The 13,213-nt window shown below is 58.8% G+C and carries 12 protein-coding genes; 10 read left to right on the forward strand and 2 right to left on the reverse strand.

What is annotated here, in order from left to right:
- Nucleotides 1-3: 3 nt before the first annotated feature.
- From trbF to N1058_RS18895, 6 genes are all read left to right on the forward strand, one after another.
- Nucleotides 4-765 (forward strand): conjugal transfer protein TrbF, encoded by a 762-nt coding sequence (gene trbF, locus N1058_RS18870; protein ID WP_265519145.1) that lies wholly within the window; start codon nucleotides 4-6, stop codon nucleotides 763-765.
- Nucleotides 762-1,766: a P-type conjugative transfer protein TrbG gene (gene trbG / locus N1058_RS18875; protein ID WP_265519146.1), complete on the forward strand. Its 1,005-nt coding sequence runs from the start codon at nucleotides 762-764 to the stop codon at nucleotides 1,764-1,766. The genes trbF and trbG overlap by 4 nt, the downstream gene beginning before the upstream one ends.
- Entirely contained in the window at nucleotides 1,763-2,944 is a 1,182-nt protein-coding gene (locus N1058_RS18880; RefSeq protein WP_265519147.1) for a TraB/TrbI/VirB10 family type IV secretion system protein, read from the forward strand. The genes trbG and N1058_RS18880 overlap by 4 nt, the downstream gene beginning before the upstream one ends.
- A 12-nt stretch (nucleotides 2,945-2,956) precedes the next feature.
- Nucleotides 2,957-3,217, forward strand: coding sequence for a DUF2274 domain-containing protein (locus tag N1058_RS18885; protein ID WP_265519148.1), 261 nt, complete (start codon nucleotides 2,957-2,959; stop codon nucleotides 3,215-3,217).
- Between the two features lie 178 nt (nucleotides 3,218-3,395).
- Nucleotides 3,396-3,713, forward strand: coding sequence for a DUF736 domain-containing protein (locus N1058_RS18890; protein ID WP_265519149.1), 318 nt, complete (start codon nucleotides 3,396-3,398; stop codon nucleotides 3,711-3,713).
- 813 nt (nucleotides 3,714-4,526) lie between these two features.
- Nucleotides 4,527-5,306: a class I SAM-dependent methyltransferase gene (locus N1058_RS18895; protein WP_265519150.1), complete on the forward strand. Its 780-nt coding sequence runs from the start codon at nucleotides 4,527-4,529 to the stop codon at nucleotides 5,304-5,306.
- Between the two features lie 217 nt (nucleotides 5,307-5,523).
- Here N1058_RS18895 and N1058_RS18900 read toward each other — a convergent pair whose 3' ends face one another.
- Complete coding sequence (locus tag N1058_RS18900) at nucleotides 5,524-5,904, reverse strand: hypothetical protein (protein ID WP_265519151.1); 381 nt, start codon at nucleotides 5,902-5,904, stop codon at nucleotides 5,524-5,526.
- Nucleotides 5,905-6,284: 380 nt separating this feature from the next.
- Nucleotides 6,285-7,688, reverse strand: coding sequence for a glycosyltransferase (locus N1058_RS24160; protein WP_265519152.1), 1,404 nt, complete (start codon nucleotides 7,686-7,688; stop codon nucleotides 6,285-6,287).
- 158 nt (nucleotides 7,689-7,846) lie between these two features.
- Here N1058_RS24160 and N1058_RS18910 point away from each other — a divergent pair, with 158 nt between their 5' ends.
- The 4 genes from N1058_RS18910 (at nucleotide 7,847) to N1058_RS18925 (ending at nucleotide 13,197) form a co-directional block, all read left to right on the forward strand.
- Nucleotides 7,847-8,824 carry a hypothetical protein gene (locus N1058_RS18910; protein ID WP_265519153.1) on the forward strand — a complete coding sequence of 326 codons (978 nt, stop codon included), beginning with the start codon at nucleotides 7,847-7,849 and terminating at the stop codon, nucleotides 8,822-8,824.
- Complete coding sequence (locus N1058_RS18915) at nucleotides 8,821-9,729, forward strand: polysaccharide pyruvyl transferase family protein (protein ID WP_265519154.1); 909 nt, start codon at nucleotides 8,821-8,823, stop codon at nucleotides 9,727-9,729. The genes N1058_RS18910 and N1058_RS18915 overlap by 4 nt, the downstream gene beginning before the upstream one ends.
- Before the next feature lie 433 nt (nucleotides 9,730-10,162).
- Complete coding sequence (locus N1058_RS18920; RefSeq protein WP_265519155.1) at nucleotides 10,163-11,887, forward strand: type I secretion system permease/ATPase; 1,725 nt, start codon at nucleotides 10,163-10,165, stop codon at nucleotides 11,885-11,887.
- A 2-nt stretch (nucleotides 11,888-11,889) separates the two neighbouring features.
- On the forward strand, nucleotides 11,890-13,197 hold the full coding sequence (locus N1058_RS18925; RefSeq protein WP_265519208.1) for an HlyD family type I secretion periplasmic adaptor subunit: 1,308 nt from the start codon (nucleotides 11,890-11,892) through the stop codon (nucleotides 13,195-13,197).
- Nucleotides 13,198-13,213 lie beyond the last annotated feature (16 nt).

Below are 13,213 nucleotides of genomic sequence, written 5' to 3' on the forward strand. Positions count from 1 at the left end.
TTCATGCTCTTCCGACGACCGATCCAGCGTTATGGGCAGACGCCTGAACCCGTCACGCCCTATCAAAAGGCCGAGCAGCTTTGGGACGAGCGTATAGGTGCATCCCGCGTGCAGGCGCGCAATTGGCGGCTCATGGCGTTCGGGTGTTTCTCCCTGTCGGCGGCGCTGTCCGGTGCGCTCGTCTGGCAGTCGATGCAGAGCCGCGTCACGCCCTATGTCGTCGAAGTGGACAAGTTCGGCGAGGCCCGCGCCGTTGCTCCGGTTACGGAGAGCTATCGGCCGACCGACGCGCAGATCGCCTGGCACCTGGCCCGTTTCATCACCCATGTCCGCGGCGTTTCCACCGACCCGGTATTGGTGCGCCAGAACTGGCTGTCGGCTTATGACTTTGTCACGGACCGCGCCGCGCTGTTTTTGAACGAGTACGCCAAGACGAACGATCCGTTCGGCGAGATCGGCACGCGCAGCGTCTCGGTGCAGGTGACGAGCGTGGTGCGGGCCTCCGACACATCCTTCCAGGTAAAATGGACCGAGCAGATCTATGAGCGCGGAAGCCTCGCCCGCACGGAACGCTGGACGGCCATTTTGACGGTGGTGACGCAAGTCCCGCGCAGCGCCGACACCCTAGCCAAGAACCCTCTCGGCCTGTTCGTCAACGCCATCGACTGGTCGCGCGAACTCGACGCGGCCGCGCCGAGCCGCGCGCCGCAACCGGCGCCCGTGCCAACGCCCGTTCCCGAATTGCCTCAGGAGCCCTCCCAATGAGAAATCTGCTCATCCTGTCCGTCTTCGCGCTCGCCTTGTCGGCCTGCGCCACCCGGCAATTGCCGCCGGCGATTTCTTACGACACCGACGATTTCAAACCGGCCGTCATTGAGAAGGAACCGGCCAAGCCCGTCCAGATCGTCGAGGTGCCAAAGGTGCTGCCGCTGCCCGGCCAGCTTCAGCCGAAGCCCGGAAAAGTGACTGAAGACAAACGACCTCCTACCGAGCGGGTTGAGGACGCCAACAAGGCGGCGACCCAAGAGCCGACAAAGCATGGTTACGTCAATGCGGTGCAGGTCTATCCGTACGCCGAAGGCGCGCTTTACCAGCTTTATGCGGCGCCGGAACGGGTGAGTGACATTGCTCTGCAGCCCGGCGAAAAGCTCACCGCCGTTTCCGCCGGCGACACGGTGCGCTGGGTGATCGGCGACACGGTGAGCGGTACGGGCGACAGTGAGCGCATTCATGTGCTGGTCAAACCCTTCGCGCCCGGGCTCAAGACCAATCTCGTCATCACCACCGACCGCCGCGCCTATCACCTGCAACTGGAAAGCACCGAGAAGACCGCCATGGCGGCGATCTCCTGGACCTACCCATCCGATCAGCTTCTCGCCCTGCGCCGGCAGAGCGCTGCGGCCGATGCGGCATTGCCGGTGGCTTCCAACCTCGCGCTGGAAAACATCCGCTTCCGCTATGCCATCACCGGCGACAATCCGCCCTGGAAGCCCGTGCGCGCCTTCGATGACGGGCACAAGGTCTATGTCGAGTTCCCACGCCGCATCGATCAGGGCGAGGCCCCACCGCTCTTCGTGGTCGGCGCCGACGGGGGCAGTGAACTCGTCAATTACCGCATGCGCGGCAATTACTACATCGTCGACCGCCTTTTCGCCGCCGCTGAACTTCGGCTTGGCACCAAACCTCAACAGGTCGTGCGCATCACGCGAACGGACGGCATGCCCCGGCGAACCAGTCTTTTTGGTGGCACGGAGAGGCGGAAATGACAGCGAAACAGGATGAAAAGCTTAACCTTCGTGCCGGGCCGAAGCGCAAGCTGGTGCGGTTCAGGAAGGGCGTGGTGATCGGCGGGACCGCCATCGCGTCGGCTGGACTGCTCGGCGTCACCATGCTTGCGCTGCAAGGTCCGTCGCTGCGCGTGGGCCAGCCTGCCGAGGAACTCTACAATACCGGGAAAAAGCCGACGCCTGACGGTCTTGCCGCGCTTCCGGGGGACTATTCGCAGATCCAGCCCTCAACACCTGAACTGGGGCCGCCTCTTCCCGGCGATCTTGGGCGGCCGATCCTTGAACGCCAGCGCCAACTTGGCATCGCGCCGGAAGGGACGGAATTGTCCGCCGCCGAACAGCGTCTGGCAAGCCAAGCCATTCAGGCCAAGGAATCCGGCGTGTTCTTCCGCATCAAAAACCGGATGCAGCAGAACGCGCCGGCAGCCACGCCGCAACCGATGCAGATGGCGGCGGCAACCGCTTCTCCTGACGCCGACCGCCTGGCGCTCGACCCCGAGCGTGACCAGAACAATCAGCAGCGCAAGCTCGATTTTCTGGACCAGCGCGACACGGGCGGCATCTACAACTCCCCTGCCCTGCAAACCCCGGCCTCGCCATATCAGGTGATGGCAGGCAGCGTCATTGCCGCCAGCCTCATCACCGGTATCAATTCCGACCTGCCGGGCCTTGTCACGGCGCAGGTTACGGAAAACGTCTACGACACCGTGACCGGCTCGGCACTGCTGATTCCGCAGGGCTCGCGGCTGATCGGCAAATATGACAGCGTCGTCGCATTCGGCCAGTCCCGTGCGCTTCTGGTCTGGCAGCGCATCATCCTGCCTGACGGCTCGTCCATCGAAATTGACAATCTGCCCGCCACCGACACCGCCGGCTATGCGGGACTGGAAGATGAGGTCGATTACCACACCTGGCGGCTCTTGAAGGGCATTGCCATGGCAACGCTGCTCGGCGTGGGCACCGAATTGAGCTTTGGCAGCAATGAGAGCGATCTCGTCCGCGCCATCCGTGAATCGACACAGCAGAACGTCGATCAGGCAGGCCAGCGCATCACCGAGAAGAACCTCAACATCCAGCCCACCATCACCATCCGCCCTGGCTGGCCGCTGCGCATTGTCGTCCAAAAGGACATCGTACTGCGGCCATATCGAGGCTGAGGAGGAAGCACTATGGTCAACCTGAAACTCGCCAAACTCCCCGACCGCACGCCGACCAGGATCACCATCGCCGTAAACGCCGAACTTAACCAGGCGCTCTGCGACTATCAGCGGCTTTATGCCGCCACCTATGGCGCGTCAGAAAAAGTCGCCGATCTGATCCCCTTCATGCTGGAAGCCTTTCTCGACAGCGACCGCGGCTTCGCCAAGGCCCGGAAGAGCGAGGGCCGGCTGATCGCAGGGCAGGGAAAAAATGCCGGTGACATGCTTTGAGGGCCGAACGCCCTGGGCGAAAGCGTAGAGCCAATGCCGGAGTGCGAGCCGGAACGGCCCGCGCGCCGGAGCCGCATATCCAGAATAGGCGGGCCGGAGACGGAGGCAAGCGACGCGGATGGATCTTTCCGCACCGTACTTTGCCTCCCCCGCATCATCAGACCAGGAGGACTGGGCCATGCAGATCGGGTATTTCACTCTCGCCAAGGATGGCGGCTGGACCGGCGCCATCCGAACCCTGACCATCGACGCCAAGGTCCGCCTCGTCCCCAACGACAACCGCAACAGCGACAACGCCCCGGCTTTCCATGTGCTTGTCGGCAACGCCCGCATTGGCGACGCTTGGGATGCACGGACATCTGGAGACAATCCGAGGTACTATTTGCGTCTCCGCCTCGACGACCCGAGCCTGTCCGGCCCACTTACTGCTGCACTGTTCCTTTCTGACGAAGCCGATAAGGCCCAGCTGGTGTGGAACAGAAGGCGGGAACGGTAGCATGCGCGCCACACTCGTAGTCGAGCTGTCCGGCTCCAGTTGCAGGGCACCGCCGGCCTTTAATGTTGCTGCCGAGCAAACATGGCAGGAAAGGACCCAGGGAACGCTGAATGAAAGCGCGCTCACCATTGCCAGGGAGCGCGGTATCGCGCGTGCGCGATTTCGATGCGGCGGGCGTCCCGTGTGCCCATCTGCTGCGTCTGCAGCACCAGGGGCGCCTGGTGCTGCAGACGCGATTTCTATCAGCTTGCCGATGCGGAATTGTCCGAGTCCCATAGCCATATGGAAGCTGGCCTATGAAACAGAAACAGATCGGCGCGGTTCTCGGCTGATACTCACGGCCCGTAGTTTCTTCCCTTCATGTGATAAATTTAGTAACGCGTCGTTACGCAACGTGAATTGGGATCAGCGGGCGAATCCGTCACCAAGGTCGTGCGGCGGACCGTCAAGGGCAACCGCAGGGGCCGGCATCTCAGGCAATGCCTCCGATGATTCCCGGGGGCGCCGGCCCCGATTGCTGTATAGATTGACGCCTTTCGCCGGTGAGGCGGGTTGAAATGGTGCCCATCGAAACAGATCATCGGCTCCTTGGATCGTCCACGGTGGCAGATGCCGGTCACCACTTTCCGTCTCCGTGGCGGCCAGCCAGGCATAGAGCTCAGACTTCCGTACGCACAGTATTGCGCCCGACCGTAACGGCCGATTCGTCAAACGTGGCCTTTCTTTCGGGATTTCAGGGAGACCTTTCTGGCGCCTCAGGGTCAAAAGGGCTACGTTCCCCTGCCGTGATGGGTTTCGATACGGGAGGCACTTTTGGACGAGTTCTGTTTGCCAGATGACTACCTCGCGCGCGGTGAGGCGCATTATTTCGATGACTCTCCATATTTCGATAGCGACATTATCCATCAGCCTAAGGTGTATGATGCTGCAGATTACTTCTGCCGCTTTGCGCGCAGGTCCACAATTATCGATATCGGGTGCGGAAACGGGCGGAAGCTGCAGGGCGTCAGGGCTGATAGAAAAGTCGGCATCGATTTTGGTATCAACATAGCGTCTTGCCGAGACAGATATCCCGCAGGAGTGAAATGGATCGAGGCCGATCTCTCAAAGCCCGAATGCATCAGCCTGGCAAGCCATGCGGACAATCAATCGGTTGTGGTATGCGCCGACGTCGTGGAGCACCTCATCGATCCCAGGCCGCTCGTAGCCTTGCTCGCGGAATGCTACCGAAACGGAGCCATCGTCCTCACTAGCACACCGGACCGCATTCGTGTCCGCGGTCACGATCATCGCGGCCCCCCACCAAATCAATCACATATCCGTGAATGGGCAAAAGATGAGTATGAGCAGTTTCTTCTGCATCATGGCCTGCCGGCTACGTTCGCCGGATACACAATCAACAACAATCAGGCTCGGGAACTAAAAACAATTTCCACTCTGCACGATCGAGCGGTCTCCGGCCAAGCGAACGCAGACACGCGAGCCGTCGCTATCCTTTCAGCCATGGAGGAAGGCGATGCTGTTGGATTTGATCAAGTGAAAGCACCCAGAGCGACACTGCTTAGCTGGATGTCTTCCTTGTTTCGCGGATAGATCACATAAAGGCAAGAGGCTGCGCAAGGCCATGGGGGCCCCTGATCTGACGCAATGCGGTGCGGAGCGCCTGAATGCAAAAAATCCCCTCCAGCTTGGGCCGATGGGGACGGGAGTGCACCGTCTGATGCTTGGAGCACCCCATGCACAAGATACTCTCACACATCGCAAGGGCGACCGATGAACACATCGATCGCCCTTGGATAAATGCTTGCGACTAGCCCAGGAGGCCGTCGAGCAACCCGCCACCGGGACCGGTCACGCCGTCGACCGTGCCGAGTGCGGTACCGACCAGGCCCTCAACACCCAGCCCATGGCCATCGGCGAGATTGTAAACCACACCGCCGACGCCGAGGACGTCGCTATAGACATCCGCAACGGCTCCGGTCAGGTCGCCTTCGCCGAGATTGTCGATCAAATCATCGACGATGCCGCTATCACCGGCAACGTTACCGGTCAGCGAAAGGGCGCTACCGAAATTGGAAGAAAGGCCGTTGCCGGTTTCGACTACAGCTTCACGGACGTCGTCCACGGTGCCCGTGACAGTCCCGAGCCCACCACCAAGGCCACCAAGGCCACCTAAAAGTCCACCCAACATTTTTTGCTCCTAAAGTTATTTGCCTCAGCGCTCCCAATCCCAGGTTGCGCTGCAAGAGAGTATACTTCGGCAACTTTTAAGTGCAACGCTCAATCTTCCGTCCTGCCGGGGAGGGTTAAAGTTCCATCAAGAAGGCCCAACATGGAATGAGGCGGAACCACTGCGCATTGGAGTAGATTGCCGGCAAAATTCCGTCGTTTAAAATTTGATTATACTTTCAGATCATTGCGAAATGTAAGTTGTGGATGTCGCTATCGGGCACCCGCCTTGAATGCTTCGAGTGAACACGCCAGTATCATGAGCCTCACAACCGAGGGGCGGCGCCAACGATATGTCGACGCCTGATCGGGACTGCCTTCCGGAGCGGATTGCCCGGCGACTCACACCGTCTTTTGCAACAGGTCAGTGATTATATGGATCCCGTGATTCTCCCAGAAATCTTCATTGAAGGGGATCAACTCGGTCTTTGGCCAGGTGAAGTCGGACTCTTCGGAAAAGCCATCATAATGGTTATGCCACCCAAGCGTATTCTTCTCGTACGGAGACCACCGGGAGCGTCGATCCACAAATACCTTCCTCGCTCCATGGTCCTTGGAACGGATCGGATAGTGCCGAAGCAGGAACCGGTAGGGAAAATCGCGGGCGCCCGTGAACTTGACCATGTGCCCCCCACTGGCTGCGAGGCTGACCTTCTCGTCACCTTGGAACCATGCCTTGCCCTGTGCAAAATGCCCTGGTCGTGTTCCGAATTCGAAGTGCGTGAAGCTGGTGCTGAGCGAGCCCGGCGAAAATGGCCTATCGTCTACCGGCCGAAAGTTGATCAGGTTGAAGTTCACACGACTGGCGCCGGTTATCGATGCGATCTCTAGCCCTTGGGCAAGGGTCGTGCCCGGAAAAGGCGATCGGCGGAGCTCGTCGGCATCGGTGTGGATAATCCAGCGACCGGGACATGTGGCAGCGATCTCCTCCTTCCGGTAGAGGATCTTTTGCCATTCATAGTTCTCGGCAGATCCACTGGATGGAAAGCGTTCGCTCTCGACCCGGTCGGGGAGGCTTCGCCGGACGTGCTCGATGATCTCCCATGTCCCATCGGTGGACCAGTTGTCGATGACGGCCAGATCGCAACCTTGCTCGACCAGATCCTGCATGACCTCGGCGATGACATCGCTTTCATTGTACGTCGAAAGGACTGCCAGCGGGCGGCGCCCTCCTTCGGTCAGTTGCGCCTTGGCTTGCTGGACCAAAGGGTCGTGGAGCGAAATTATCCTCGAGAGCGATTGATCGGCGCCTCGATTCGGCGCGCGACCTACATAGATCGGAGGCAGGTTCACGGCGTCGAGAACATCTCTATACTTTTGGAGCGACCAGCCTGTATCGGGGAAACTGGGACCTGTCTGGCTGGGGAGCGAAAACGTGGTGCCATCGGGGGCGCTCGTCAGTATCAATGCGCCGCGTGTCCAGCATATGGACAAGAGCGTAAACAGGTCCGCCAGATCGGTCCGTTGGGTAATTGTACAGACGACGACGGAATCGCTGTCGGGAAGGACAACGCACTGTTGCCGAGCGGCCCCCAACTCATACCATTCGGCTTTCCCTTTGTGCTCTTGCCTGCATTTTTCGATGTTCTCAGCGTGGTCGATCCCGATGCGTCTTGCGGCGTCCACCTGCAACAGCTGGTTGCCGGTTCCGCATCCGATATCGACAATCGTCGACCGTCCAGTAGCACGCAGAAAATAGCCCGCAACGTCGTAGACGCAATTCGGCTGCGGTTCCCAAATAGACACCGTGGATGCCCCCACTGCCCAAGAATGGTGTTGACAGTCGGGCGACTAAACCCGACTCGGAGTGACACTAGTAGGTTGAAATGATATTGGAAAGACAATCTTAAATGATCGCGCAATTGCTCCTCGTGGTTGCAAGCCGGTCACAATCACGCAGGACGATGAAGAACCTTTTCTCTCTGCTTCGGGGTAAAGTCAGACCGACCAGACCTTTATCTCCCATGAAACATGCTGGACAGAAACACGTCGGAACTCTCAGTACTGGCGCGGTCAACGATATGCCGAGGTCAGACGCCCGGGAAGAAGGTTTTCGGTTTGGGCCGGTTGGCCTTGCCAGCTACCAACGGTCGTTCGGGCTCCGTTTCGTTGAGGAGGCGCCCTCTCTGGCGGAGGCTGACTACGACAGCCGTGTCAGGGTGCTCATGTCCGACCATCGCTACGGAATGCGTTGGGATCTCTCCGGAAAGAAAGTGGCAGTTGTCGGGAACGGGCCCGTTCTGAACTGCGGTAGACTTATCGACAGCTGTGACGAGGTCATTCGTATCTCAACGATGCGGAATTGGCAGAAGAGTCCGGTTCACGACGGAACCCGCGTGACGACGTGGTCAGGCCATCCCTGGTTGGTCGTTCACCGAAACAACAGGGGAGAGCTTGAAGCAAACGACAGGTTCGCGGAACTGTTGGAAAATGGAGCCAGGTTGTGGGCGTCTTCGCCATTCCACATCTCCCTCGACGCCTATTGGTGGCTGAGCCATCGAGGCCTTCTTGATCGCCTCCTCGTCGTACCTCCTCCCGCCAATATTTACGAGATCGCCTGCTCGCATATGGAGGCGGAGGATCTCAGGAAGCTGTTCTCCATATCGGCTCAGATAAACAACATCGTGGGACTCCCCCATTTCGATCTTCTGCTGACCGGAACAAGGATGATATTCCTGATTGAGCTCTGTGGGGCAAAAGATATAGCGATATTCGGCACCAACTTGTTCAACTTCTCACCGGACGGGGTGTGGTTCGGTCACGATCTTCAATTTGACTATGAGGTCCTGATGGCTGTGAAGCAGCGGATTTTGGCGAAGGGCGGGACATTCTATTGGAACGAAGAGCAACAAGTTCAGCAAAAGTGGCGAAGCATTAGATGAAATTTGGAGTCCTTACGTTTGGCTACGACAGCTTCACGAGCTTTGCCGATCAACTTGCGAATCACGGCTTCTATGAAACGAATTTGGGCGACAACGCCCAATCTATTGCGATCCGCCATATCTACCGGCATTTCGGTGTCCGCGATGATCAGATGATCGACATCAATCGCGACGCGTTGCAGCAATACGATGGAGAGCCCGCCCTTTTACTAATGAACGGGGTCTTCTACCAATCGGCGTTTCCCTTGCCCTCAGCGATAACGCCCGTTTTCGTAGGCTTTCATGCTCCCGAGCATGTGATCAAAGAGCAGCAGGACTTTCTCAGAAAGCACCAGCCCATTGGCTGTCGGGATGAAGGGACGACGGTGCGAATGAGAAATCTCGGCATCGAGGCCTTTACGACAGGCTGCCTAACCCTGGCTCTTCCTCGCCGCGAGCAGGAACCCAAAAATCCAAAACTCCTGATTGTCTACGGGAGCGGAGCGGGACGGCTGCCGCCGATCGTGTTCCGAAGCATTCCGGAAAATATTCTCAGCAAGGCTGAGCTGATCTACCACCGCTTCCATGCCAGCAGATTTCCCTTCGATCTGGAGATGCGCCGGGAAGCCGAGCTTTATGAAGAAGCATTGTTTGCCCGGTATCGCCGGGAGGCGACATTGGTTCTGACGCCACTCCATCACGTCGCAGCGCCCTGTATCGCATTCGGCATCCCAACCATCATCTGCAGGGCTGGGAATGACGTAAGGTTCAGCTTCGTGGAAAAGCTGTTGCCGATCTACACGCCCGATAAATTTGATCAGATCAACTGGAACCCGCCCGCGATCGATGTAGGCGCGGTGCGAGCCGATCTGCTTCGCGTGGTGGGAAACAAACTTATTGCAGCATTACACGGCGCGACGAGTTGAGACGGCAAGTTCAAAATCACAGGCAGCCATTTCGGTTGTAGCGACCGGTTTCCGGAGACCGCACTGGATACACCTGCACCGCCACTGTAAGCGGGAGGCGAACACTCCAGAAACTTCTACCTTTCCATGAGCTTACGGTTATTTTTGAGTTGACACATTCGTGAAGGCTGGACCGATTAGACTCAATGAATCGAAGGCACGTTGTAAGCACAGCCTGTTAATTTCTTGATGCCATCTCATCTATTGCTACCATAAGCTGCACTTTCAGATATATTTGGAGTGGCCATCGTGGCGGCAGGGGGAATTGCAGTTCTTTTGGTCAGTTCATCGGGATTCCCGCACTCGTTGCGCTGGGGTGGCCTGCGTTTCGTCCTGGTCGTCAAGCGCTCTTAACGGCTGGTTTTCAATCGAATGATTCTGTTTAGGCTAACTGATGTCCTTGGCTGATACGACCGCAGCACCCAAGCTCGCCGAAGGGCACGCAGGCAACGAGATCGATGCGGCGCTGAGGTCGCTTCGCCTGCATTTTGTCATCGTGGGCATCTTCTCGAGCATGATCAACGTGCTCTATCTGAGCTCGCCACTTTACCTCATGCAGGTCTACAACCGAGTCCTCGTAAGCGAAAGCATGCCGACTCTGGCATTGCTTACCGTGATGCTGGTCATCGCACTGGTTGTGATGGCCGTATTGGACGCGGCGCGCGCGCAGGTGCTTGTTCGGTCGGGAATTCTGCTCGATCAGAAGTTGGCGGGGCGCCTGTTCTCCGCCCTCATTCAGAAGTCTTCGAGGCAGGGTTTTTCTCTGGGTGCCCAGCCTCTGCGGGAACTTGATGATTTTCGCACCTTTGTCACAGGGCCGGGCATCTATTTCGCATTCGACCTGCCGTGGATCCCGCTTTATCTTGGGCTCCTCTACCTCATTCACCCAATCCTGGGCGTGGTCGCGACCGTGGGTGCCGTGCTCCTGCTGGGATTGGCCTTCGTGAACGAGTCCGTCACCAAGAAGCCCATGGAGGATGCACGAAACGCTGCACGGCGCTCATTCTCCTTCACCGAAAACATTATGCAGCACGCCGACGTCATTCGAGCCATGGGAATGCAGTCCGCAGTGGAGCGTCATTGGCAAGGCAGCCGTGCCGGCATGCTCCTGCAGCAGGCCTTTGCGAGCGATCGGAACGCGCTAATCTCGGCCACCATCAGATTTGCAAGATTGTTGCTTCAGGCGTTGATGCTGGGCACGGGTGCCTGGCTTGCCATCGATCATACGATCATGCCGGCAACGATCTTCGCCGCCAGCATCATCATGGGCCGGGCCCTCGTGCCCGTCGAGCAGTCCGTGGCGGCGTGGAAGCAGGCGGCCGCGGCGCGGAGCGGATACAGGCGGGTAAGAGACATCCTAAAGGAGAACCCGGTCACCGATCTCAAGACCATCGTCCCGATAAACGAGACCGCGCTGGAGGTGAAAGAACTTACATACCGTGTAGCCAGGCGATCCACGCCGGTGCTCGACGCGCTGTCCTTCAAGATCGGTGAAGGCGAAGCGCTCGGGATCGTCGGGCCGAGCGGTTCTGGCAAAAGCACACTCGCCAAACTCTTGATCGGCGCGCTCCAGCCATCCGGTGGAGAGATATGGTTCGGCGGCCTGAACTACGCCCATTGGGACCCGGCCGAATTCGGCCGGATCACGGGATACCTGCCCCAGGATGTCGGGTTGTTCGCGGGTACGGTCAGGGAAAATATCTCACGCTTCAGCGATACGCCCGTCGAGCAGGTTATCGAAGCGGCGAAGCTCACCGGAATCCATGAAATGATCCTTGGCCTGCCGAAACAGTACGACACAATGCTCGGGCCGGGCGGACTCGGCTTATCGGGAGGCCAGCGCCAGCGCATCGGCCTGGCGAGAGCAGTGCTGGCCCGACCGAGGCTTCTTGTTCTGGATGAGCCTAACGCTCACCTGGATGTGGCGGGGGAAAACGCGCTCAGTGAGGTTTTGTTCGTCATGAAAGCGCAGGGGACGGCTATCGTCGTGATCACCCACCAGCCGGCGGTTCTCAGCGTCGTTGACAGGGTTCTTGTCCTGAAGTCGGGGAAGATCGACAGGATCGGTCCGCCAGAGACACTCGGGTCGGCGACAATGGAGCTACCTGCTTACCAATGACCATGCTCCCGGGAATAAAAAGAACCGCATATAATGATCCGTTTCGGCCCGCTCTGGCAGGGCTGACTGCGATTCTTGCATTTGCCGTCCTTTTCCTAGTCTGGGGCTATGTGGCACCGCTCTCGAGTGCCGCGATTGCCGAGGGAAGCTTGCAAGTGCAGGGGCAGAGGCAGTCGGTGCAGCATCCTTACGGAGGCGTAATCTCAAAGCTTCTAGTCATGGAAGGGCAACACGTTGAGCGCGGCCAGCCCCTGGTGGAACTTGACGTGGCGGAGGTGCGCGCGAAGCTGGATATTGCCAATGCCGAAGTCGTGTCTCTCCTGGCGCAGCAGGCTCGACTGATCTGCGAGCGCGACAATGCCGGGACGACGTGCCTAGATGATTTTGCGGCGAAGAACCTTTCGCGCCCTGGCCTGGCGGAGGCTGTTGCGAATGAACGTGCGGTCATGCTTGCGCGAGCAGAACAATTCGAAGCCGAGAAGGGGATGCTCACCTCGAAGGTGGCACAGCTCCAGGAGCGAATTGCGGGACTAACCGCCCAAATCGAGGGGCTCACAAAGCAGAGCATCTCGTTGCAAGGGGAGATCGAGGGCGCCCAGAAACTGCTTGCCTCGGGCTACACACCGAAAACGCGCGTACTGCAGCTGGAAAGAACCTCTGCGGGACTGCTTGCCGACAAAGGCTCGCGGTTGGCGGACATGGCCGAGGCGAAGCAGGAGATCAGTGAAGCCGAGCTGGCAGTCGCCAGGCTGGGCCGTGAGCGGATAAGCGACATCACAGACCAGATCCGAAAGACACAATCCTCGCTGGCGGAGGCTCTGCCGAAACTCGATGCCGCCCGGGATGTCATGAACCGGACCGTGATCAGAGCCCCCGTTAGCGGATCGATCGTAGGCCTGTCCGTTTTTACCGAGGGCGGGGTCATCCAGGCCGGTGCGCAATTGATGGATGTCGTGCCGGAGGACAGCCCGATCGTCGTCGACGCCAGACTGCCCTTGTCCGATATCAACTACGTAAGGCCGGGTATCGAGGCAGACGTGCGGTTGACGGGTGTCACAAGGAACGACCGTCCGCAGTTGCGGGGCGAGATCATCAGCGTATCGGCGGACAAGTTCACCGATTCCCAGTCCGGAGCTGAATACTTTGCCGTGCGGGTAAAGCTCAATCCGGAGGATATGAAGAATTCGACAGTGAGATTGCAGCCGGGAATGCCGGCGGAAGTGGTGGTCACGGCGAAGTCGCGAACTCTGGCAGGTTATCTTCTGGGGCCGCTACTCGACGAGATCGGATACGCATTTCGAGAACAGTGAGGATCATCAAATGTCT

Origin of the sequence: Nitratireductor luteus, from assembly GCF_026162365.1 — a bacterium.
In the GTDB taxonomy this organism is placed as follows: Bacteria; Pseudomonadota; Alphaproteobacteria; order Rhizobiales; family Rhizobiaceae; genus Chelativorans; species Chelativorans luteus.